Below are 23138 nucleotides of genomic sequence, written 5' to 3' on the forward strand. Positions count from 1 at the left end.
CCACGACCGGCCATCAAGGCACTCATGGCGGCCCACAGGGCCGCCACACCCCATCCCTGGCAGAACCACCAGATGGGAAAGAAGCCGGCAAACACCGCCACCAGCATGCTGTTGCGCATCTCCCGGGCCCGGGTGGCGCCGATAAAGACCCCGTCCAGCAGGAAGCACCAGACCGCCAGCAGCGGCATGGCCACCAGCCAGGGGAGCTGACGTTGCGCCTCGGCGATCACCGCCGGTATGTCGGTAATGTGACGGATGAGCCAGTGGCCCCCCAGGGCAAACGAGAGGGTGAATGCCAGGGCGATCAGCAGCGCCCAGCCCAGATTGAGGACGATGGCCTCCCGCAGCAGCGGCCTATCACGCCGCCCGATGGCGCGCCCTACCATGGCTTCCACCGCATAGGCAAATCCATCCAGCCCGTAGGAAATCAGCATCAGGAAATTGAGCAGCACCGCATTGGCGGCCACCGCCACATCCCCCAGCCTGGCCCCCTGCAGAGTCATGAACACGAAGCAGAGTTGCAGGCACAGGGAGCGGATGAAAATATCCCGGTTCAGGGCGAGCAGCCGTAGCAGGGCCGGCCACTGGCGCCAACGCAGCCAGGCGTTGTGCCACACCCCGGGATCAAGTCGGCGCAGATGCCGGCTCACCAGCCAGAGCCCCACCCCGAGCGTGCTGTAATCCGCCAGCAGGGACGCTGCGGCCACCCCTTTCACCTGCCAGCCCAATCCCAGCACGAACCAGGCATCCAGCACCATGTTGACGAGATTGCCCAGGATCAGCAGCAGCATGGGACTGCGTGCATCCTGCATGCCCAGCAACCACCCCATGATGACCAGATTGCACAAGGCCGCCGGGGCGCTCCAGATCCGCACCGACACATACTGACCGGCATAGGTCTGTACCTCGGAAGAGCCGCCACCGAGGGCGATGATGGCAGGCAGGAACGGCAGCAACAGGAGCAACAGCGCCATGCCCAGTCCGATCGCCAAGCCCAGGGCCCGCGCCAGGGTGTCGAGCTGCCCTTCGGCATGGGCTGCACCTTGAGCCTGAGCGGTCAGCCCTGTGGTGGACATGCGCAGGAAGCCAAGCAACCAGAACAGCAGATTGATGAAGGTCGCACCGACCGAGACGCCGCCGAGAAACCAGGCCTGGCCAAGATGACCGATCACCCAGGTGTCCACCAGCCCCAGCAAGGGCGTGGTGACGTTGGAGAACACCATGGGCAGGGCCAGGGCGAAGACGGCTCTGTGGCGGCGAGGATCCTTCAGCCAGGCGGGAATCAGCATGGTGCGCGCCGGGCTCACTCGCCAACCAGCCGCACGATGCGCGCGAAGTCGGCCACCATGGCCTGCATGTCCACGTGGGGCACCTCACCCGGTGCTACTTTGGGTCGGAAGGTGGCCACCAGCTTCCCCTCGGGGTTGATCAGCACGATGGAGGCAGAGTGGTCGATCAGGTAGTCCTTGCGATCCCCTTCCACGATGGAATAGACCAGCCCCAGATTGCGGACCAGAGGAAAGAGGGTACTGTGAGGTGCGGTCGCCGCCTTGAACTCGGGCTCGAAGAAGGCGGTATAGCTCTTCAGGCGGGCGCTGTCATCCCGCTGGGGATCCGCCGAGATGAATACCACCTGGCTAGTGGGGGCTATCTTCTTCAACGCCGGATAGACGCTGCGCAGATCCGCCAGCGTGGTCGGACAGACATCCGGGCAGTAGGTGTAACCGATGAACAGAAAGCTCCAGTGTCCCGTCAGGTTGGCAGGGGTAAAGGGCTGTGCATCCGCATCCGTGAGGGCAAACGGGTTGATGTCTCGCCCCGCCGGGTAGTAATCGGCCTGTTCCGGCACCGCGGGCTGACTCCAGTAATAAGCCGCCGCAATGGCGCCGATGAACAGCAACAGCAGCAGGTAAAAGCGTGGTTTAACCATATAAAACAAAGCCTTGCTTATGTTAGAAGCCCTGGGGGCAAAACCGGTAGGGGTCATTGTAACCCGCCTGCCCCCGCCGATGGCTAGTCTTGCATCCCGGCGGGAAAGCGTCTGTGCCATGGATAAGCCGCATCGGCGCCAAAACAAGAGCCCCGCTCTGGCGGGGCTCTTGTCTGTACAGGAAGAGGGATCAGGGCCGCAGCCTGTGCTGCGGCTGGGCACGTCTCAGGGGGACGCGCAGCGGGATGACGGGGGCAGTCCAGGGCTCATCCGGCAATCCGATGTCGTGATGACGGCGAAACAGACGAACCAGGCGGACAATCTTGTCTTTGGGGCACCCAAGCCAGATGGTCCAGCCATCTCCCTTGTGATAGACCCAGAGCGCATAGAACCATGTCATCCGACTGCCCTTGATGAATCGGGTGATGGAAGATGCGGGCGCTGCGGCCGGCACCGGATCCCACGGCGAGCTTGAAGCCATACCTGTCCTCCTTGCTCAACAGGTCACGCTGACGGGTCTCTTTGTCCTCAACGACGAACCAACCACGGCAGCGTACTGACTGTACGAGTCCCCAGTCTGAGGCGACTCTCCCTTCTGCGCACCGACCCGGCGATCATGCATCCCTGCCATGGCGTACTGCCCGGTGCGACTCCCCCTTCCCTGATCACCGACCATGACAGGGGCCTTATCAAAGGATATATCCGAAATGCATGTCGTGCGGCGAGACTGTGTGCACAGGAAGGAGAAGCGAAAAGGTGGGGAGGGAGATGCCATCGGCAGATGAAAATGAAGAGGCCTCCCGCAGGAGGCCTCTTCATCGCATCGGATGCTTACATCCAGTCGGCATTGCGGATCACGCCGACCGCCAGGCCCTCTATGGTGAGGTGCTGACTGGCGAGATCCACCTCGATGGGGGAGAGCTCTTCGTTTTCCGGCAGCAGCCACACCTGGCTGCCCTTGCGCTGGAAGCGCTTGACGGTGACGTCCTCGTCGAGCCGTGCCACAACGACCTGGCCGTTGCGTACCTCCTGGGTCTTGTGTACCGCCAGCAGGTCCCCGTCCATGATGCCGATGTTCTTCATGCTCATGCCCTGCACCCGCAGCAGGAAGTCTGCCCGCGGGTGGAACAGGGCGGGATCCACCTGGTAGTGGCTCTCGATGTGTTCCTGGGCCAGGATGGGTTCCCCGGCCGCCACCTTGCCAATCAGTGGCAGGCCGTTTTCTTCAGGCTGCACGTCCTCTTCTTCGAGCAGCAGACGAATGCCGCGGGACGTACCCGGCATGATCTCGATGACCCCTTTTTTGGCCAGGGCCTTTAGATGTTCTTCGGCCGCGTTGGCCGACTTGAAGCCAAGCTTCTGGGCAATCTCGGCGCGAGTCGGCGGCATGCCGGTCTCGTTCATGTTCGCCTTGATGAGCTCGAGTACTTCAGCCTGGCGAGGGGTAAGGGGTTTCATAGCATGGGCACCTGTCTTTTTATACAGCACACTGGCAGTATATACAGTGCTGGGGCCAAGGCAAGGCGCAACTGGCATTTGTCGCGACCCGACGCACATTTGTCCCTCCCCCTGCTCTGAAGTGCCGACTCATCGTACCTCTCGGCGACAAGCAACCGGTGATTTGCTATGCTCACGCCGCATTTTTTTGGAGAGCAGACGCACATGTCCCTTGGACAGAAGATTTCCAGAGCCATCCTGCAATGGCCGGTCAGCGGCTTGGTCAATCACAAGAGCCTGCCGGAAAACCCCATCACCGAGCTCAAGCTGGATCCGGCCAGACCCATCGTCTATGCCCTGAAGACCAGCTCGATCACCGACCTGATGACCCTGCAACAGTGCTGCGAGGATCTCGGTCTGCCCGGCCCCTTCACGCCGCTGGAGCTGAACGGTCAACTGCTGCCACGCTACGTCTGTCTGGATCGTCCGCCTCCCCTGTTCGGCACGCGCAACAAGCCGCTCCCCTTCCTGCAGGAGTTCCACCAGCTGCTGGACCTGCACAAGCAGGATCCGGCGCTGGACATCCAGGTAGTACCCGTCACCCTGTTCTGGGGCCGCGCCCCGGGCCGGGAAGGCGAGGAGGCCTCCGGCTGGAACATCATCAGCAGCCTGGCGCCAAACCGCCTGAAGAAGGCGCTGATCGTGATCCTGAAAGGGCGCGAGAACCTGGTGCGCTTCTCCCCGCCCCTCTCCCTGCGCTACATGGCGGACAAGCACGGCACCGACGAGGCCATCGCCCACAAGCTGGCGCGGGTGGCCCGCACCCACTTCAGCCGCCAGCAGCTGGCCGCCACCGGGCCCAAGCTGCCGAACCGCAACCTGCTGTTCAAGCAACTGCTGGATTCGAGCGTGATCCAGCAGGCCATCGAGGAGGAGGCCAGACGGGAAGGGATCAGCCTGGAGAAGGCGCAAAAGCGTGCCCACGGCTACATGGACGAGATCGCCTCCAATTTCTCCTATCGGTTGATCCGCCTCGGGGAGAGTTTCCTCGGCTGGCTGTGGAACAAGCTCTATCGCGGCCTCTCGGTCAACGGAGCAGAGCAGGTGCGTCAGCTGGCCCAGGAAGGGCACGAGATCGTCTACGTCCCCTGCCATCGCAGCCACATGGATTACCTGCTGCTCTCCTACGTCATCTACCACCAGGGCATGGTGCCGCCCCACATCGCGGCGGGCATCAACCTCAACTTCTGGCCGGCAGGCCCCATCTTCCGCCACGGCGGCGCCTTCTTCATCCGCCGCACCTTCAAGGGCAATCCGCTCTACAGCACGGTATTCCGGGAGTACCTCAACCTGCTGTTCGCCAAGGGCTACTCGGTGGAGTTCTTCACCGAGGGCGGGCGTTCGCGTACCGGTCGCCTGCTGCCCCCCAAGACCGGCATGCTGGCCATGACCCTGCAGGCCATGATGCGCGGGCTGGACAGGCCGGTGACCCTGGTCCCCGTCTACCTCGGCTACGAGCACGTGATGGAGGTGAACACCTACCACAACGAACTCAAGGGGAGCCGCAAGGAGAAGGAAAGCTTCCTGCAGGTGCTCGGCATCCTGCGCAAGCTGCGCAACTATGGCCGTGGCTTCGTCAATTTCGGCGAACCGCTGACCCTCAACAGCTATCTCGGCGAACATGTACCCACCTGGAAGGAGAGCATCGGCCGGGAGGAACGTCCCGAGTGGATGGCCTCCACCGTCAACCAGTTGGCCGAGCTGCTGATGACCCGCATCAACGATGCCGCCGCCGTCAACGGCTTGACCCTGAGTGCCCTGGCCCTGCTGGCCGCCGAGCGCCACGCCCTGACCCGGGACGAACTCCAGGCCCAGCTCAACACCTATCTGGACCTGCTCAAGCAGGTGCCCTACAGCCCGCACAGCACCATGCCGGACGAGGACGCCAGGACCCTGCTGGAGCAGGCGATGGAGCTCAACAAGTTCGAGGTGAGCGAGGACAAGCTGGGCCAGATCATCAGCCTGGACCGCTATCAGGCGATCCTGCTCACCTACTACCGCAACAACATACTGCACCTGTTCGCCATGCCCTCCCTGGTGGCGGCCCTGATCGAGCGGTGCGAGGGGATCTCCCGCAGCGAGATCGTCGCCCGCTGTGTCGACATCTACCCCCTGCTCAAGACCGAACTCTTCCTGCGCTATGAAGAGGACGAGCTGCCGGAACTGATCGATGCCCTGCTGGCCGAGCTGTTACGCCAGCAACTGGTCGAGGCACGCGACGGCGGCTACTGGGTCAACCCCGGCAACCAGATGCGCCTGCTGCTCTTGGCCGAAAGCATCCAGGAGACCCTGCAGCGCTACGCCATCGTGCTGACCCGCATGCTGGCCCAGCCCCACATCGAGGCGGAGCAGCTGGAAGCGGACGGCCTGATGATGGCGGAACGCCTCGGCACCCTGCACGGCATCAACGCCCCCGAGTTCTTCGACCCCAAGCTTTTCAGCACCCTGATCCACACCCTGCGCAGCGAAGGCTATCTGGATCCGGGCTGCAAACCGGATCTCGGCCGCTTCCAGGCATTGGCCGACAACATAGTGCCGCTGCTCAGCAACAAGATCCGCCGCACCATCCAGGCGGGCAACCGGCTCTGAGGCGTCGACACCCAACAAAAAGGCCGCATCATGCGGCCTTTTTTCATCAAGGAAGGGGGCAGGTTAGAGGTAGTGAACCATAACCCCGAGCAGCACCAGCGCCCCCACGTAGTTGTTGTTGAGGAAAGCCTGGAAGCAGGCTTCCCGCTGCCGCTCCCGGATCAGTCGCTGCTGGTAGACGAACAGCGCCGCCGCCCCCAGCAGTCCCCAGTAATAACCGGATCCCAGCCCCATCAGCTGCCCGATCCCCAGCAGGATCAGCAGGGTCGCCAGTTGCAGCGCGCCGATGATCCGCTTGTCGTGACGGCCGAACAGGATGGCGCTCGACTTGAGGCCAAGCTTGAGGTCGTCATCCCTGTCCACCATGGCGTACTCGGTGTCATAGGCGATGGTCCACAGCAGGTTGGCAAGAAACAACAGCCAGGCTTCCGGCGGCAGGGCATTGGCCTGGGCCGCATAGGCCATGGGAATGGACCAGGAGAAGGCCATGCCGAGCACCAGCTGGGGGATGGGGATGAAGCGCTTCATGAAGGGGTAACAGACCGCCAGCAGCAGACCGGCAAAGGACAGGCTGATGGTGAGCGGGTTCAACGTCAGCACCAGGGCGAACGAGAGAAGCGCCAGCACGGCGAACAGCACCAGCACTTCCCGCTCGGCGACCCGCCCCATGGGCAGCGGTCGCCCGGCGGTGCGTTTCACATGACCATCGAAGTTGCGATCCGCATAGTCATTGATGACACAGCCGGCGGAGCGCATCAGAAAAACGCCCACCACGAACACGGTCAGGATCCAGGGGTCAGGCAGGCCACCAGCCGCCAGACAGAGCGCCCACAGGGTCGGCCACAGCAGCAGCAGGGTACCGATGGGCTTGTCGATGCGGGCCAACTGCGCATAGGCCAGTCCCCGCTCCTTGGTTAACAGCTTCACTCCAGCTCCTTATCCGATGGCAACGAATGAGACGATAGCGAGGGCAGGAAAAGTTCATGGACCAGCAGTGGCCATTGCCCCAGAAACAGGCGGGAACGACGCCCCCAGACGGTGGCGGCCGGACACCAGGGATTGCTCGCTATCTCGAAACAGGCCAGTTGCAGGTGATCCCGCCGCGCCGGTGCCTCACCGAAAATGCGCTCTCCCAGCGGCTGCTCTCCCAGATCCTGCAAACCGCCCCCCTGCAAGGCCGCTTCGGCAAACAGGGTCCAACCCAGGATGGCAGGCCCGCCATCACCGTGCAGGATCACCTCGCGGCACATGCCTACGGGGGCCGACACCGCCACCAGCGCCTGCTCGTCCACCGTCAGCGACACGGCGCGATTGCCGAGCAGTTGCACCGAGAGGTGATGATTGTAACGACGCAGGCGCCGGGTCATGGAATCGGCCTCCAGCAACCAGGGACGCAGCGCCTCGGGTGGTTCGCACTCTGCAGGCGCCCGCCACGGGACGAGCTGGACGAGGGGAACAGTCAACTCGGACTTCACAGCTTCACCATCCGGAGATTTCCGTTGTCAGGTTAAAAACCGGTTTATTATCCGTAAATCAATGGCGAATTGTAAGAACATCCGTGCTTGACGGCCCCGATGGCAGCATCAAAAATGGGGCATCCGTCGCTGCCGAGCCATCCAGATGAAGATCTTCAGAATTCTGCTGCTGTCCCTGGGGTGTACCCTCTTGAATACACAGGCCTTCGCCAATGAGGAAGAGGCCACCGATCCCGCCTCCTCCGCCGTCCAGCCGGGATTCGCCTATCACGCTCTGGATCCGGACATCATCACCAACTACCTTGGCGACGGCAAAACCCTCGGCTATGTACGGGTGACGGTAGAGCTGATGGCCACGGACGCTGCCGACCTCAAGTTGCTGGAGCAGCACGACCCCCTGATCCGCGACGCCATCATCCGGCTGATTGGCAGCAAGACGGGCGCACAGATCAAGTCCCTGGTGAACCGGGAAGAGCTGCGCAAGGAGTGTGAGGCCAAGGTCAACGAGCTGCTGGTCAAGGAGACGGGCAAGAAGGCGGTCCGCGAGCTCATCTTCACCAAATACCTGTACCAGTAACCACACCGGGAGGGGTCCTGCCCCTCTCACCCGTTGCATTCACTGTCGAGGACGTCATGGGTCACAAGACGCTGTGTGAGTGGCGCCGTCACGAGATCCCCGCCGATCTCAAGACGCTGCGCAAGATTGTGCGCAAACCCAAATTCGTGTGTGGCAAGTGTGCCCGCAGCGCCAATGACAAGGATTACCTGTGCCAGCCGCTGCGGCTGAAGCATAAAGAAGGGTAGGTCCCTCTTCTCACGAAGAGGTTCACGCAATATTTCAGAAGAGAGAGGAAGGCTGATTTATTGATCAGTCCAGCCATGGCGACCCTGTTCAAACAGGCGACGGGCCTGCACGTCGTTGGGACAGACGCCGCGATACTCCTCTCCCGACCGTCCTGCCAGATAGAGATGCTCGGGTCGGCAATACCAGGCCAGCCCCTTCTGGCGACCCAGCTCCCAAAGGGCAACGTCCACTTTTTCCCCGCACTGGGTCTGGTGAAAAGCCACCCGATCGCCAGCAAAACCGAGCTTGCCGTCCGCCTCTCCCACGTCGCTCCACACCTTCTCGCAAGGGTCGTCGGAGTTGGAAACACAGCCCCCGAGCAGGGCGGCACAAAACATGATGACGAGTGAGCGCATATTCATCCTTGGCGTCGTTGGAATCGTTGTTGAGCCGCTGCCTGCCTCGTACAGCGTCATTTGAGCAGTTCATTCTAACCAGCCCGCCCCGTTCTCACCAAGGGCTGCCCCCCTCGCCACACAAAAAATCGGGCGGGCACCAGGCCCGCCCTCAGGCGTTACAGGGAGTCACTGATCGTCGAGAGGGTCATAGTCCTGCCAGCTCTCGTCATCCAGCTCCTCCAGCTCGTCTTCCCAGGATTCCGGCTCCCAGTCATCATCGAGATCGAAATCAGGCGTCTGCGTACCCATGCTCATTCTCCTTGGATAGTGCACCGGCCTACAAAGTCTATCCAGAATAATGGTGCTCGCCAGTGGTTCCGCTCAGAGCTTGACCAGGGTGCAGCCAGCCACCTGGAGTCATGGCTCCGGTGGCATCCACGCTCTGCTCCAACCCGGTGACAGACCGGGCGAACACGTCGGCTGGCAGTGCCCGCGCAGGGCGACGGTGCACCGACCTGGCCTTCGGTCACAACGCCTTGAACATGCTTGCCTCGCCCTGTCGTGGCATCGCTCGTCAGGTGCTCTGGCGCTTTTGCAATTGAAAATCCAGGGCGAGGCTCATGCCGGCCACCTCCTCGCCCGCCAGTTGGCGCAGGATCAGCTCCGCCGCCTCCCTGCCCATCTGGTGATAGGGGATCCTGACCGAAGTCAGCGCAGGATGACAGGCGCGTGCCACATCCAGATCGTCGAAACCGGCGATGGCGAGCTTGCCCGGCACGCTCAGATGGCGGCGCTGGCATTCGAACAGCACCCCGGCCGCCAGCTCGTCGTTGACGCAGATCAGCGCATCCAGTTCGGGCCAGCGCAGCAGAAACTCCCCCAGCATGGCCGCCCCCGTGCTAAAACTCGGCAGCTCAGAGGTATTGATGATGGCGTCCGGGGAGAGGTAGTTGTCCAGCAGCGCCTTCTGCCAGCCCTGCATGCGCTGCTGCAGCATCCACTGCTCCTGGCGGGCACAGAGAAAGCCGATGTTGCGATGACCGCGCTCGATGAGGTGGCGGGTCAGCTGATAACCGGCATCGAAGTTGGAGACCCCGACGTTCATGTCGATGGGATGGCGCGCCATGGCTCCCACCTCCACCACCGGCAAGCGAGCCGCCTGCAGGCGCTGCCGGATGACCTCCCCGGGATCCCCCCCAAACAACACCACGGCGGCCGGATTGTGCTGCAGGAAATTGCTGAGCAGGCTGGCCTCCTGCTGCTTCAGGTGCTGGGCATCCCCCAGCATGATCTGATAGCCCTCGGCGAGCAGGGTCTGCTGCAGCCCGGCAATCATATCACCGCAGGCGCGCTCCGCCAGGCTGGGGACGATGACCACTATGGTCTGGGAAGTGGCGGAAGCCAGCGCCCCCGCCGCCCGATTGGGGATATAGCCGAGTTCATCCACCGCCGCCTCGATGCGCTCGCGCATCTTGTCGGACACCAGCTCGGGGGTGCGCAGGGCGCGCGACACCGTCATGGCTCCCACGCCAGCCAACTGGGCCACGTCGTTGAGGGTCACCCGACCCGTGCTGCGGCGTTTTTTCGCTTCTGACATCCTTTCCCTTCCTCGGCATACGGGCATTCACTTTAAGGCAAAAGCGGGGCACTGACTATTTGCTCAAACCGGATTTTACCTTCTTTGAGGCCGATAAGGGGCAGGATGAATCCCTTCTGTGAGAGAAATGATAGCGCTATCACAGATCAATGTTAGCGCTATCTGGTAGCGCTAACTTTCGCGATCAAGCTCACAGTTATCAAGAGGCAAGATCGCTAGATTGGCGCCATCCTATCCAGCCCGGACACTGCCATGCTGACCCAATTGCTGACCGAGGAGGTCATTTCCATCGAAGCGGGCGCCCGCGACTGGCGCCACGCCATCGAGCTGGCCACCGCCCCCCTGCTGGCCAACGGCACCATAGAGCCTTCCTATGTGGCGGCGCTCTATCGCTCCCACGAGGAGCTCGGCCCCTACTACGTGCTGGGACCGGGCCTGGCCATGCCCCACGCCCGCCCGGAAGACGGCGTCAACCGGTTGGGACTGGCGCTGACCGTGCTGAAGGAGGGGGTCAACTTCGGCTCCGAGGGCAACGACCCGGTGCGGCTGCTGGTCACCCTGGCCGCCAGCGACAGCAACTCCCACGTGGAGACCATCGCCCAGCTGGCCGAGCTGTTCATGAATGAAGAAGACGTGGCGGCCATCATGGCGGCCACCAGCAAAGACGACATCTTGCGCATCCTGGCGCGTTATTGAGTGGCGCCCTGCGCCCGACAGAGGAAGAGAACATGAAGATTCTGGTTGTATGCGGACACGGCCTGGGCACCAGCCTGATGATGGAGATGAGCATCAAGAGCATTCTCAAGGAGCTGGCCGTGACGGCCGAGGTGGATCACCGGGATCTCGCCTCCGCCGGCAGTGAGAGCGCCGAGATCTTTGTCGCCACCCGCGACATCGCCGAACAGCTGGTCAGCATGGGTGTCAACGGTCGGCTGGTATCGCTGGACAACATGGTCGACAAGGCCGCCATGAAAGAAAAACTCGCCATCGCCCTGCGCGAACTGGGCGCACTCTAACCCCTTTGTGACTGTCTGGGCGGCTGGTGAGCCGCCGCTTCCATCTGCTTGGAGCTGACCATGGAATTTTTCAATTTTCTGATGTTTGACGTGCTGTCGGAGCCGGCCGTGCTGGTTGGCCTCATCGCCCTCATCGGCCTGATCGCCCAGAAGAAACCGGTGACCGAGTGCATCAAGGGCACGGTCAAGACCATCATGGGCTTCGTCATCCTGGGGGCTGGCGCCACCCTGGTGGTGAACTCGCTGGGCGACTTCGCCACCATCTTCCAGCACGCGTTCGGCATCAAGGGGGTCGTCCCCAACAACGAGGCGATCGTCTCCATCGCCCAGCAGTCATTCGGCAAGGAGATGGCGATGATCATGTTCTTCGCCATGCTGGTGAACATCCTGATCGCCCGGCTCACCCCGTGGAAATTCATCTTCCTGACCGGTCACCACACCCTGTTCATGTCGATGATGGTGGCAGCCATCCTCTCCGCCGGCGGCATGAGCGGCATCCCGCTCATCGCGGTGGGCAGCCTGGTGGTCGGCGTCACCATGGTGCTGTTCCCGGCCCTCGCCCACCCCTACATGAAGCAGATCACCGGCTCCGATGACGTGGCACTCGGCCACTTCTCCACCTGCTCCTACGTGCTGGCCGGCTGGATCGGCGCCAAGTTCGGCAACAAGGCCCACAGCAGCGAAGAGGTGCAGGTGCCCAAGAGCCTGCTGTTCCTGCGCGATACCCCGGTGGCCATCTCCTTCACCATGGGCATCATCTTCCTTATCACCTCCCTGTTTGCCGGTGCGGATTACGTATCGGAAGTCGCCAAGGGCAAACACTGGTTCATGTTCTCCCTGATGCAGTCCATCACCTTCGCCGCCGGTGTCTACGTCATCCTGCAGGGGGTACGGATGGTCATCGCCGAAATCGTGCCGGCCTTCAAGGGGATCTCCGACAAGCTGGTGCCCAACGCCAAGCCGGCGCTCGACTGCCCCATCGTCTTCCCCTACGCCCCCAATGCGGTGCTGATCGGCTTCCTGTCGAGCTTCGCCGCCGGTCTGGTGGGCATGGTGCTGCTCTACCTGCTGGGGCTCACCGTCATCATTCCAGGCGTCGTGCCGCACTTCTTCGTTGGTGCGGCGGCCGGGGTGTTCGGCAACGCCACCGGCGGCCGTCGCGGCGCTCTACTCGGTGCCTTCGCCAACGGCCTGCTGATCACCTTCCTGCCGGTGTTCCTGCTGCCGGTACTGGGAGATCTGGGCTTTGCCAACACCACCTTCAGCGATGCCGACTTCGGTGTGGTGGGGATCCTGCTCGGCCTCATCGTACGCTGATCACTCTTCCCCATCGGGGGCATGGCCAGCGGTGCCATGCCCCCGCTCATCTTCCCACACTGCCAGCCGGGCCCCACCAGCCCGAACAACGTCGAAAATATGTGCAAACACAGTGCGTTGGATCGGATTTTCACCCCATAGCGGCAGCATCTGACAGGGGAGTGCGATATGCTGATGCGCTGACGTTCCACCCGACCTCGCTCGAGGCCCTTTCCATGAAATACCTGGTAGTACAAACCAAACAGATAGGAGATGTGCTGATCTCCACCGCACTGTGCAACAACCTCAAGCAGCACGACCCTGCCGGGGAAGTTCATTATCTGGTCATGGATTACTGCGCGGGCATGGCAGAGGGAAACCCCAACATCGATCGGTTGATCATCATCGAGAAGGCGCGCCGCAACGAGTGGCGCTACATGAAGGATTTGCTGCTGGGCATTCGCCGCGAGCGCTACGATGTGGTGATCAACAGCCAGGGCCAGATGATAGGCCTGCTCACCTGCCTCTTCTCCGGCGCCCGCCTGCGGATCGGCTTCGACTCCTTCCCATGGCGCCTGGGCCACAACCGCATCGTGCGCTTTCGCCATGACACCGAGCATCAGGGTAACAGCACCCTGGTGGACGACCGATTTTCACTGCTCAAGCCCCTGGGTCTCGCCAGGGAGGATCGCAACTACTATCTCTGGCTCAGCGACGGGGAGAGACAACGGGGGCGCGAGATCCTGCTGGCCGCTGGCGTCGACCCGACCCGGCCACTCATCGCCATGGGAGTGAACTCCCTCGGTCACTACAAGCGCTGGCCCATCGACTGTTTCGCCGAGGTGGCGCGCTGGCTGATCGAGCAGCACGACGCCCAGATCCTGATCTACTGCGGGCCGGGGGAAGAGGAGTACAACCGCAGCCTGAAGCCGTTACTGCCAGCAGCGCTGCAGGCCAGCGTGTTTGACCATGTTCAGACCCGCTCGGTACGGGAGCTGGTGGGGCTCTTCGCCCATTGCCAGCTTTTCGTCGGCAACGACACAGGCCCACGGCACATGGCGCAGGCGCTGGATATCCCCCTGCTCACCATCGTCTCTCCCCTCGGACACTCCGCCATTGCCAATCCCGTCTCTCATCCCCGTTATCGCTTCGTCGACACGGGTCGCCAAGATCCGCAGCAGGAAGTGCGCGAGGTACAAATGCAGCTGGATCAGCTCTGGAGTCAAGTCACTCCTGTCACCGGCAAGCAGGCAGATGGAGACACGGCTCCCCTGCCCACTGTCTAGCACGGTGATGCCATATCGCCATCATTTGCGCAGGCGGAAGAACTCCTTCTGCCATTCATAGAGATACCCTGACCAGCCTTTGGCCTTGGCACGCAGGAACACAAGACCGGATGAGCGTTTCCAGCTGTGCTGGAACCAGTGCGTCATGTAGCGCTCTGCCGCCGGCTCGAAATGAATCGCCTCCCCCTGGTAGTTGTAGAAATAGTGCACGGGGGCGATCAGGGCGGTATCCCCTGATGATGCCAGCTTCTCCGAGACCAGGTGTGTCATGATCTCCGGCCCCATGTACATGGGAGAGGACATGATCTCCTGTTCATAGAAGCGCACCAGCTCGGACAGCATGGCCGAATCCTGTCTGGCGTAGATGACCGCGGTGCCGATCAGCCGATCGGATTCGTAGCCAACGCCAAAGGCCACGGACTCGAAGAGCGGGAAGGGATCCTGGTTGATGGTGACATCGGTATCCAGATACAGACCCCCTTCCTGAGCGAGGATCTTGAGCCGCAGATAATCGGTCACGAAGGCCAGCAGGCCTCGCCGGTAGCACTCCCGGGCAAAGGTGCACTCCTGTATCCAGCGTTTGACCTGCGGATCCGTGTCCAGCCACAGCTTGTAGCTGTAACCCTGCTTGCGCCAGTCATCGATGCACACGTGCGCCAAAGGAGGCAAGCGGCTGCCGAGCCAGATGGCGTGAATGGTTCTGCTGGTCGTACTCATGCCTTGCCCCCCGCCTGTTTCATGTTCCACAGGGCCATCCTGACGAAGCGGTAGAAGCGATAGAGTTCACGGGTCAACTTGAATCCCAGCGGAACTTTCTTCAGCACGACCTGATTCTGGATGTCGCTGCCCATGTCCCGCGGACTGTAGATGGCATAGGGAATCAGGCCGGTACAGATGAGCCCGGTGCGATAGGACTCACCGATGAAGTTGTCGACCGAACAGAGCCACCGCTGGCTGTGGGCCAGCAACCGGCGGGCCCCCTGGGGAGAGATGCTGTATCCCGTGGTCCAGCACGAGTTGTTGTGCCAGAACATGAGCTGCATGTTGTCCACTGTAGTCAGGGCCGTGGCGGTACCGATCTGGGGTTCCACCTTCACGTACTCGTACTGTTCGTGGATCTTCGGCAGGGTACCCACCACCTCTTCAAAATACTGGGTGGGCAGGAAATCGTCTTCCAGGATGAGGATGGGCTCGTCGAGCTCGACACACTTCTCCCACAGCAGATAGTGGCTGGCATAGCACCCCTTTTCCCCGGGCGTCAGCGGTCTGCTGCGAAACCGGATCCTGTGCTGATCATCCGGCAGGGCCTGCAGCCGCTCGGGCAGCCCCTCAAAACCGTTCACTGCGCTGAAAAATTCGAAGGGGATGCCTCTGGCAGAGAGCACAGACTCGACACGACTGCGCCGCTCGACGGCCCTGTCCAGACTAATGACGTAAATTTTCATGACCTTCCTTTCCAAGCCTGTTCAGTTCCCAATGCAATGCGGTCGAGTAGATGGCGCCCATGAAGACGCTGAATACCCACTGCCCGGAACGCATGTAGAAGAATGATTCGAAGTTGTTGATGATGAGCCAATAGAGGATGAAGGAGATGGCCAGCATCTTGATGAAACGGGACGAAACCGGACAGCACAGCACCTGGCGGAGCACCGAGAAAAGTGTGCCATACAACACCAGGAAACCGGCTACCCCCCAGCACACCAGTGTTTCCATGTTGGAGTTGTGCAGGTGACGAAACTCCCGGGTAATGTAGTCAGGCAGCGCCTTGGAGAGGGTGATCACCAACGACTGGCTGCCATAGCCTGTCCCGAAGAAGGGGTGAGCCAGGAACCACTGGATGGCCTCCAACCAGGTCTTCAATCGCACACCGATGCTGAAGTCCCGTACCTCGTTCCAGTTACCCGTCAGGATGGCATGCACATCCCCCTGATGCACGAAGCCGGCCAGCAACCGCTCCCGGATGAACGAAACCTGATACAGCGCCAGCATGGTCATCAGCAAGATGGCGTAGGTCAACACTACCTTGCGCCTTGGCCAATGCTCTCCTCCCCCCAGCAAGGGGAGGATGGCCAGCGAAGCCGAGATCGCCAGCCAGGACTGACGGGACTGCAGAATGACGGAGAAGACCCCGAACAACAGGATACCAAGCAGAATCCCGGCATTGCCCAGCGCCCGCTTCCTGAATTTCGATGTAAGCAACAAGAGCACAAAAAACAGGAAGCAGGCACCCGCGATCAGGGAGCCGTGCTGGGCATTGCGGTAATTGAAATCAACCCTGGCCCCATCAAGACCTGTCTCGACGATGGAGAAGAAGGAGGAGTGATAGGCAAAGGTGAAAATGACACCGAGGCAGAAGGTCAGCAGGGTGATGACGATGCGGCGCGGGTCCCCCTTCAGCCAGTAGGCGAGACCAAGGAAGAAGAAGAGGTATGCCATCGACTTCACAGAAGGGTATTTGAGGGCATAGTCGGGCACGAACTGTCTGGATGCGACCCAGCTCAGGCTCTGTACCACCAGGGCCAGACAGAGCAGTTGAAAGATCCTGTTCCTTGTAAAGAAGGCCCTTTCCACATAGAAGGCCATCAGGGTGGCCAACACTATGATGGTCTGGCAGACGTCGGCGATCAGCTGAATCGAATCCTTGAACAGGGTGTAACCCAGAATATTCAGGAAGATGAAGTTGCCGAACGCCTGGCCGTGAAAGATGCGGAGAAAATAGTCACTCGTCGATGAGTCATGATCTGTCATACGGAGCAAGGTGTATTCCCTGTCAGGTTTTTCGGAAGACATAGTTGCCACGGATCTTGCGCCACAAACCGAACATGTCTGTGCGGGGGAAGATGGCGATCCGGCGGATCTGGAACGGATCCCGGTGCATGGCTCTGGGGCCGCTGTTGGTGGCCACAGCATAGCGATAACCGGCGGCAACGGCCTGGGATTTTGCACTGTCGTTCAGATCCCCGTAAGGATAGGCAAACGAGATCAGGGGATGGCCGAGCAACTGCTCCAGCCAGGCCTTGTTGGCCTGGATCTGGTGGGCCTGCTCCTCTGGGGGGAGCGTGCTCAGGCGGGGGTGAGTCAGGGTATGGCCCCCGATCTCCACATGACCGGAGGCCACCAGCGCCTTGATCTCCTCCGGGGTCATCAGGACCACCGGGGTATCGGGGTGGGTCGGGTGCTCCACATCCCAGCGATTGTGATCCTCACCGGTCACCACATAGACCACCGCCTTGTAGCCATACTTTTCCAGCAGCGGCAGCATGCGGGTGAGGTTGTCCCGATAGCCGTCGTCCACGGTGATCATCAGGTACTTCTTGCCGTATTGCAGCCGGTGGATGAACCCGTTCTCCGCCAGGTCGGCAAATGTCAGCGTCTCGTAGCCCAGCCACTTCATCAGCTTGAGGTGCTTCTCGAACATGGCGACCGGGAGCCAGGTGCCATGCACCCCCTTTTCGCTCTCGTGCTCGATGAAGCGGTGATACATGATGACCGGCATCTCCCGGCGCAGGGTCTCGACCACGGCATCCTGATAGACGGATTCCAGCCCGGTCACGATGCCTTGCAAATCATACTCTTGCAGGATCCGTTGGCGCACTGGGTCTGGCACCACCTTGGAGGCCAGCGCCGAAGGGATCTGCGCCTTCAGACCGGCAAAATCGATGGCCAGATCCCTGGGGCCGATGTCGCCGAAGTTGCTGGCAAGCGCCTCGTCCAGATTCTGCTCCGTCACCAGACCGATGGCCCTGGCTTCGCCGATGGCAAACGCCGGACGACCGCACAGCAGCGCCTCCATCGCCACCCGACCGGCACCGATCACCAGATCGCAGCCCGCCATCAGGGCGGGCACATCGTCCACATAACCGACGAAGTCGACCTTGTCCTGAAAACGGGCAAAACGCGCCGGCACCTGGGTACCGCTGACGACGCGCACCCGGCAGGCTTCCAGATCCAGTACCTCGTCCAGCAACCGGTAGCAGAGCTCCCCCTTGGGACCGCTCAGCCGACCAATGATGGCGATCACCGGTTTGTCGTTGTCCGGTATCGGCACGGGCTGGAACTTGTCGGTCTCGATGCCGTTGCGCAGCACCTGCACCATGGCCGGGTCCACCCCCAGGTTGTCGATGATCTGGCTGGCGATATCCTCGCACACTGCCACCGCCCGATAGCCCAGCGCATGGAATGCCTTGCGGGAGGCGTGTACCGGCTGGCGCCCGTGCACCGTGGTGATCATGGGGGTGCCGGTCAGCTTGCAGGCGACGTAGCTGCTCCAGCCCGAGGCGCGCGAATGGGCGTGTACAAGCTGGATCCTGTGCTTGCGGATCAGATAGATGAGATAGAAGACATGCCAGAAGCGGCGCAGGATGCTGCGCTTGTTGAAGCGCAGCCGAAAGACCGGCCCCAGAGTCGGTTTGGTCAGGGTGTCAGAGACGTAGAAAACCTGGTGGCCACGGCGGGTCAGCTCGTTGCCGACCGTGGTGGCATAGACCTCCGCGCCCGTCACTTCGAGCTGGGAGAGAGCCATCAATATGTTCATGCAAGCGCATCCGATCGACGGGTGGCCAGAGCCACCCGTCAGAGGGGGATCAAGCCCGGTTCAACCAGGCCATGTAATCGGCCACGCCTTCGGCCACAGTCTTGAACTCGCCGTCATAGCCGACGCCGCGCAACTTGGTGAGATCCGCCTGGGTGAAGCTCTGGTAGCGACCCTTGAGGTGATCCGGGAAGGGAATGTATTCGATGGCGCCTTTCTGGTGATGCCTGATCACGGCTTCCGCCACGTTCTGGAACGGCTCGGCACGGCCGGTGCCGCAGTTGAAGATGCCGGAGTGCTGCGGATTCTGCCAGAACCAGAGGTTCACCTTGCAGACGTCGTCCACGTAGATGAAGTCGCGCATCTGGCCGCCATCCGGGAAGCCGTCACAGCCCTCGAACAGCTTGGGATTGTCACCCTGCTTCACCTGGGTATTGAGGTGGAAGGCCACGGACGCCATGGAGCCCTTGTGCTGCTCGCGGGGACCATAGACGTTGAAGTACTTGAGACCCACCACCTGGGAGTTGATCTCCGGCATCCAGCGACGCACGTACTGATCGAACAGCTGCTTGGAGTAGCCGTAGACGTTGAGGGGCTGCTCGAACCTGGGATCTTCGATGAAGTTGTCGTTGCGCCCGCCATAGGTCGCGGCGGAAGAGGCGTAGATGAAGGGGATTTCCCGTTCGATGCAGTAGTGGAACAGATCCTTGGAGTACTCGTAGTTGACCTCCATGATGAACTTGCCGTTCCACTCGGTGGTCGCGGAGCAGGCGCCTTCGTGGAAGATCACCTCGATGCCGTCATCCCACTCCTCGAATTCGTCACCGGAGACGATCCGCGCCTGGAACTCGTCCTTGTCCATGTAGTCGGCGATGGTGAGGTCGACCAGGTTGACGAACTTGGTGCCGTCGGTCAGGTCATCGATGACCACGATATCGGTCCGTCCTTGAGCGTTCAGCTGCTTGACCAGATTGCTGCCGATAAAGCCAGCACCGCCAGTTACTACGATCATGGAGTTTGCCTCGCGTACGTTGTGGCCCCGTGTGACTGCCTGTTAAAGCTGTGTATAGTGGGCCAATTTGAAATTGCCGAAAAGTTTATCACGGGCCGCAAGGGGATTCGACCTCGATGACTTTTCCCCTTCGGGCCCGGCAGAGGGACCAGCGATGAAGACCAGAGACAGGATCATCCACAGCGCCACCGAGCTGTTCAACGATCAGGGCGAGCGCAACATCACCACCAACCACATTGCCGCACACCTTGGCATCAGCCCGGGCAACCTTTACTACCACTTCAGAAACAAAGAAGACATCATCCACTCCATCTTCGATCAGTACGCCCGCCACCTGAGCGACAGCTTCACTCCGATCCGCAGCAGCGAGATCCGGCTGGAGGATCTGATGGGCTACCTGGATGCCATCTTCTATTTGATGTGGCAGTTCCGCTTCTTCTACGCGAATCTGCCGGACATCCTGAGTCGCGACGAGCTTCTGCAGCAGAAATACCTCAAGGCACAGGAGCAGCTCCGTGCCACCGTGGAGACGCTGCTCAGAAGCCTGCGCGAAGGCGGTATCATCGCCGTCAGCGATGAAGACCTGCCGGATCTCGGCCAGACCATCAAGATGGTCGTCACCTGCTGGATCCCGTTCCAGATTGCCCAGGCCCCGGCCACCCGCATCACCAAACCCCTGCTCTACCAGGGGGTCTTGCGGGTGCTGTTTTTGCTGCGCCCCTACGTGCAGCCACAGGTGGCCCCCCAGATACATCAACTGGAGCAACATTATCACCAACTGGCCCAACCAGCCGGGTGAGATCTGTTTCACAATTGTTGATTATCAGCATAAAAATTTGAATTTATACGCAGGGATTACAGTAAAATGTTGCCCATTCTAGGGTCTGTCGGCGTTTCGTCGCGACCGTGACGACGCCGAACCGTGCGGGTTGCACGGCCCGGGATCCTGATAACACAGTCGATACAGCAATGAGGACCGAGGATGTCTAACGGATTCTATCGTCACCTGACCGAACAGCTCGAACAGGTCAAGGCGGAAGGGCTATACAAGCAGGAGCGCATCATCACCTCGGCCCAGCAGGCCCAGATTGCGGTGGGCGGCGAGCAGGTACTGAACTTCTGTGCCAACAACTACCTGGGGTTGGCCAACCACCCCGACCTGATTGCCGCCGCCCATCAGGGGCTCGAGAGCCACGGCTTCGGCATGGCCTCCGTGCGCTTCATCTGCGGTACCCAGGACCAGCACAAGGAGCTGGAGCAGAAGCTGTCCGCCTTCCTCGGCACCGAAGACAGCATCCTCTACTCCTCCTGCTTCGACGCCAACGGCGGTCTGTTCGAGACCCTGTTCGGTGCCGAAGACGCCATCATCTCCGACGCCCTCAACCATGCCTCCATCATCGATGGGGTGCGGTTGTGCAAGGCCAGGCGCTATCGCTACGCCAACAACGACATGACCGAACTGGAAGCCCAGCTCAAGCAGGCCGATGCCGACGGCGCCCGCTTCAAGCTGATCGCCACCGACGGCGTCTTCTCCATGGATGGCGTCATCGCCGACCTCAAATCCATCTGCGATCTGGCCGACAAGTACGATGCGCTGGTGATGGTGGATGACTCCCACGCCGTCGGCTTCATCGGTGAGAACGGCCGCGGCACCCACGAATACTGCGAGGTGATGGAACGGGTCGACATCATCACCGGTACCCTGGGCAAGGCGCTGGGTGGCGCGTCCGGTGGCTACACATCCGGCAAGAAAGAGGTGATCGACTGGTTGCGTCAGCGCTCCCGTCCCTACCTCTTCTCCAACTCCCTGGCACCCTCCATCGTCTCGGCCACCATCAAGGTGATCGACATGCTGGCCGAGGGTCACGACCTGCGTGCCCGCCTCAAGGAGAACAGTGCCTACTTCCGCGAGCGCATGAGCGCCGCCGGCTTTACCCTGGCCGGTGCCGATCACGCCATCATTCCGGTCATGCTGGGGGATGCCAAACTGGCCGCCGAGATGGCGAGCCGCATGCTGGACGCCGGTATCTACGTGGTGGGCTTCTCCTTCCCCGTGGTACCCAAGGGTCAGGCGCGCATCCGGACCCAGATGTCCGCCGCCCATACCCGGGAGCAACTGGACAAGGCGATCGATGCCTTCATTCGCATCGGTCGCGAGCTCGGTGTGATTTGATCACATGGCTGGCTGATTAAAACGGGGGCCAAGGTTGGGCCCCATTTTATTACCCTCTGTACCCGGCATGGCGCCGTGAGGAATCTGTCATGAAAGCACTCTCCAAACTCAAATCCGAAGTCGGCATCTGGATGACTGATGTCCCGGCTCCCGAGCTCGGCCACAACGATCTGCTCATCAAGATCCGCAAGACCGCCATCTGCGGCACCGACATGCACATCTACAACTGGGACGAGTGGGCCCAGAAGACCATTCCCGTCCCCATGGTGGTGGGGCACGAGTATGTGGGAGAGGTAGTCGCCGTCGGCCAGGAAGTGCGCGGCTTCGCCATCGGCGATCGCGTCTCCGGCGAAGGCCACATCACCTGCGGCCACTGCCGCAACTGCCGTGCCGGTCGCACCCACCTGTGCCGCAACACCATTGGTGTGGGTGTGAACCGCCCGGGTTCCTTCGCCGAATACCTGGTGATCCCGGCCTTCAACGCCTTCAAGCTGCCGGACAACATCCCCGATGAGCTGGCCGCCATCTTCGATCCGTTCGGCAACGCCGTGCACACCGCCCTCTCCTTCGACCTGGTGGGTGAAGACGTGCTCATCACCGGCGCAGGCCCCATCGGCATCATGGCCGCTGCCGTCTGCCGTCACGTTGGCGCCCGTCACGTGGTGATCACCGACGTCAACGAATACCGGCTGGAACTGGCCCGCAAGATGGGCGCCACCCGTGCCGTCAACGTGGCCAAGGAGAAGCTCTCCGATGTCATGGAAGATCTCGGCATGACCGAAGGGTTCGATGTGGGGCTGGAGATGTCCGGGGTGCCCAGCGCCTTCCAGGACATGATCGACAAGATGAACCACGGCGGCAAAATCGCCATGCTCGGCATTCCGCCCTCCACCATGGCCATCGACTGGGGCAAGGTGATCTTCAAGGGACTCTTCATCAAGGGGATCTACGGCCGCGAAATGTTCGAAACCTGGTACAAGATGGCAAGCCTCATCCAGTCTGGCCTGGATCTCAGCCCCATCATCACCCACCATTTCCATATCGATGACTTCCAGCAGGGCTTCGAAGCCATGAGCTCCGGCAAGTCCGGCAAGGTGATCCTGAACTGGGATTGAGGACACGCGGAGGGGCGCCTGGGCAATCAGCGTGCCCTCTCTTGTTCAGCCTCACGAAACCCGGCGCATGCCGGGTTTTTTTATGTGGGATCACCCCTTCCCGCTCTGCCACTTTGTTTGCAGATTGCTTAACACTTCACACACAAGCGTTTAAATGACTGTAACTATTCGGTTATAATCCCGTCGTTTTCTGGGGATAATAAGAGCCTGCTGGGAGTACATGAGCGTGTTGAAAAAACTGAGCTATTTGCTGGCTGCCGGGATGGCGGCCGCCACTCTGTCCGGCGCAGTCCTTGCCGCCGATGACATGTCGACAGAGGCCATCGCCGAGCGTATTGCCCCGGTTGGCCAGGTTTATACCGCCAAGGATCTGGAAGGCATTGCGACCGCGGCGGCCGCGCCTGCGGCAGCCTCCTCCGGCCCCCGTGACGGCGAGACC

At 61.2% G+C, this 23138-nt stretch carries 24 protein-coding genes and 1 pseudogene; 11 read left to right on the plus strand and 14 right to left on the minus strand.

What is annotated here, in order from left to right; all coding sequences use genetic code 11:
• The 4 genes from AACR77_RS00765 to lexA form a co-directional block, all read right to left on the minus strand.
• The coding region (locus AACR77_RS00765) for an MATE family efflux transporter (protein WP_052224760.1) at nt 1-1289 on the minus strand (1289 nt) is incomplete at its 3' end.
• 14 nt (nt 1290-1303) lie between these two features.
• A complete protein-coding gene (locus AACR77_RS00770) occupies nt 1304-1930 on the minus strand; it encodes an SCO family protein (protein WP_042879170.1) in 627 nt (208 codons plus the stop codon).
• A 190-nt stretch (nt 1931-2120) separates the two neighbouring features.
• On the minus strand, nt 2121-2330 hold the full coding sequence (locus AACR77_RS00775) for a hypothetical protein (protein ID WP_080560358.1): 210 nt from the start codon (nt 2328-2330) through the stop codon (nt 2121-2123).
• Between the two features lie 431 nt (nt 2331-2761).
• Nucleotides 2762-3388, minus strand: coding sequence for a transcriptional repressor LexA (gene lexA, locus AACR77_RS00780; RefSeq protein WP_010672444.1), 627 nt, complete (start codon nt 3386-3388; stop codon nt 2762-2764).
• Nucleotides 3389-3592: 204 nt separating this feature from the next.
• On the opposite strand from lexA, the gene plsB reads away from it, so the two are divergent.
• Complete coding sequence (gene plsB / locus AACR77_RS00785) at nt 3593-6016, plus strand: glycerol-3-phosphate 1-O-acyltransferase PlsB (RefSeq protein ID WP_042879172.1); 2424 nt, start codon at nt 3593-3595, stop codon at nt 6014-6016.
• Between the two features lie 63 nt (nt 6017-6079).
• Here the strand turns inward: plsB and ubiA are convergent, their stop codons facing one another.
• Nucleotides 6080-6943, minus strand: coding sequence for a 4-hydroxybenzoate octaprenyltransferase (gene ubiA / locus AACR77_RS00790; RefSeq protein ID WP_042864636.1), 864 nt, complete (start codon nt 6941-6943; stop codon nt 6080-6082).
• Nucleotides 6940-7491 carry a chorismate--pyruvate lyase family protein gene (locus AACR77_RS00795; RefSeq protein WP_042879173.1) on the minus strand — a complete coding sequence of 184 codons (552 nt, stop codon included), beginning with the start codon at nt 7489-7491 and terminating at the stop codon, nt 6940-6942. Before AACR77_RS00795 ends, ubiA begins: the two co-directional genes overlap by 4 nt.
• A 145-nt stretch (nt 7492-7636) precedes the next feature.
• Here AACR77_RS00795 and AACR77_RS00800 point away from each other — a divergent pair, with 145 nt between their 5' ends.
• The gene (locus AACR77_RS00800) at nt 7637-8068 is read left to right on the plus strand and encodes a flagellar basal body-associated FliL family protein (protein WP_010672440.1); all 432 of its coding nucleotides are present in this window, start codon (nt 7637-7639) and stop codon (nt 8066-8068) included.
• 56 nt (nt 8069-8124) lie between these two features.
• On the plus strand, nt 8125-8295 hold the full coding sequence (locus AACR77_RS00805; RefSeq protein ID WP_010672439.1) for a hypothetical protein: 171 nt from the start codon (nt 8125-8127) through the stop codon (nt 8293-8295).
• Nucleotides 8296-8352: 57 nt separating this feature from the next.
• Here the strand turns inward: AACR77_RS00805 and AACR77_RS00810 are convergent, their stop codons facing one another.
• The 3 genes from AACR77_RS00810 to AACR77_RS00820 form a co-directional block, all read right to left on the minus strand.
• Entirely contained in the window at nt 8353-8697 is a 345-nt protein-coding gene (locus AACR77_RS00810) for a DUF2799 domain-containing protein (protein ID WP_080560357.1), read from the minus strand.
• A 162-nt stretch (nt 8698-8859) separates the two neighbouring features.
• Nucleotides 8860-8982: a hypothetical protein gene (locus tag AACR77_RS00815; protein ID WP_010672437.1), complete on the minus strand. Its 123-nt coding sequence runs from the start codon at nt 8980-8982 to the stop codon at nt 8860-8862.
• A gap of 265 nt (nt 8983-9247) precedes the next feature.
• A complete protein-coding gene (locus AACR77_RS00820) occupies nt 9248-10270 on the minus strand; it encodes a LacI family DNA-binding transcriptional regulator (protein ID WP_041212112.1) in 1023 nt (340 codons plus the stop codon).
• Nucleotides 10271-10522: 252 nt separating this feature from the next.
• On the opposite strand from AACR77_RS00820, the gene AACR77_RS00825 reads away from it, so the two are divergent.
• From AACR77_RS00825 to AACR77_RS00840, 4 genes are all read left to right on the plus strand, one after another.
• Nucleotides 10523-10966 carry a PTS sugar transporter subunit IIA gene (locus AACR77_RS00825; protein ID WP_005307534.1) on the plus strand — a complete coding sequence of 148 codons (444 nt, stop codon included), beginning with the start codon at nt 10523-10525 and terminating at the stop codon, nt 10964-10966.
• Nucleotides 10967-10998: 32 nt separating this feature from the next.
• A complete protein-coding gene (locus tag AACR77_RS00830) occupies nt 10999-11286 on the plus strand; it encodes a PTS sugar transporter subunit IIB (protein WP_042879175.1) in 288 nt (95 codons plus the stop codon).
• 60 nt (nt 11287-11346) lie between these two features.
• Nucleotides 11347-12603 (plus strand): PTS ascorbate transporter subunit IIC, encoded by a 1257-nt coding sequence (locus AACR77_RS00835; protein ID WP_010635518.1) that lies wholly within the window; start codon nt 11347-11349, stop codon nt 12601-12603.
• Nucleotides 12604-12818: 215 nt separating this feature from the next.
• Entirely contained in the window at nt 12819-13868 is a 1050-nt protein-coding gene (locus tag AACR77_RS00840) for a glycosyltransferase family 9 protein (RefSeq protein WP_081999347.1), read from the plus strand.
• 21 nt (nt 13869-13889) lie between these two features.
• On the opposite strand, the gene AACR77_RS00845 is transcribed toward AACR77_RS00840, so the two are convergent.
• The 5 genes from AACR77_RS00845 to rfaD are packed head-to-tail and all read right to left on the minus strand — an operon-like array spanning nt 13890 to nt 19411.
• Complete coding sequence (locus AACR77_RS00845; protein WP_042879178.1) at nt 13890-14585, minus strand: glycosyltransferase family 32 protein; 696 nt, start codon at nt 14583-14585, stop codon at nt 13890-13892.
• Nucleotides 14582-15313, minus strand: coding sequence for a glycosyltransferase family 25 protein (locus tag AACR77_RS00850; RefSeq protein WP_042864640.1), 732 nt, complete (start codon nt 15311-15313; stop codon nt 14582-14584). The genes AACR77_RS00845 and AACR77_RS00850 overlap by 4 nt, the downstream gene beginning before the upstream one ends.
• Nucleotides 15294-16616 carry an O-antigen ligase family protein gene (locus AACR77_RS00855; protein WP_042879179.1) on the minus strand — a complete coding sequence of 441 codons (1323 nt, stop codon included), beginning with the start codon at nt 16614-16616 and terminating at the stop codon, nt 15294-15296. Before AACR77_RS00855 ends, AACR77_RS00850 begins: the two co-directional genes overlap by 20 nt.
• 22 nt (nt 16617-16638) lie before the next feature.
• Nucleotides 16639-18402, minus strand: coding sequence for a polysaccharide deacetylase family protein (locus AACR77_RS00860; protein WP_042879181.1), 1764 nt, complete (start codon nt 18400-18402; stop codon nt 16639-16641).
• Between the two features lie 49 nt (nt 18403-18451).
• Entirely contained in the window at nt 18452-19411 is a 960-nt protein-coding gene (gene rfaD / locus AACR77_RS00865) for an ADP-glyceromanno-heptose 6-epimerase (RefSeq protein ID WP_039041134.1), read from the minus strand.
• Between the two features lie 154 nt (nt 19412-19565).
• Between rfaD and AACR77_RS00870 the strand changes: the two genes are divergently transcribed.
• From AACR77_RS00870 to AACR77_RS23040, 4 genes and pseudogenes are all read left to right on the plus strand, one after another.
• Nucleotides 19566-20210, plus strand: coding sequence for a TetR/AcrR family transcriptional regulator (locus tag AACR77_RS00870; protein WP_010672429.1), 645 nt, complete (start codon nt 19566-19568; stop codon nt 20208-20210).
• A 183-nt stretch (nt 20211-20393) separates the two neighbouring features.
• Nucleotides 20394-21584 carry a glycine C-acetyltransferase gene (locus AACR77_RS00875; RefSeq protein WP_042879183.1) on the plus strand — a complete coding sequence of 397 codons (1191 nt, stop codon included), beginning with the start codon at nt 20394-20396 and terminating at the stop codon, nt 21582-21584.
• An 89-nt stretch (nt 21585-21673) separates the two neighbouring features.
• Nucleotides 21674-22699, plus strand: coding sequence for an L-threonine 3-dehydrogenase (gene tdh, locus AACR77_RS00880; RefSeq protein ID WP_042879184.1), 1026 nt, complete (start codon nt 21674-21676; stop codon nt 22697-22699).
• Between the two features lie 220 nt (nt 22700-22919).
• Nucleotides 22920-23138, plus strand: a pseudogene (locus tag AACR77_RS23040) (c-type cytochrome); the annotation flags it as partial.

This window comes from Aeromonas sp. ZOR0002 (assembly GCF_963866995.1).
In the GTDB taxonomy this organism is placed as follows: domain Bacteria; phylum Pseudomonadota; class Gammaproteobacteria; order Enterobacterales; family Aeromonadaceae; genus Aeromonas; species Aeromonas caviae.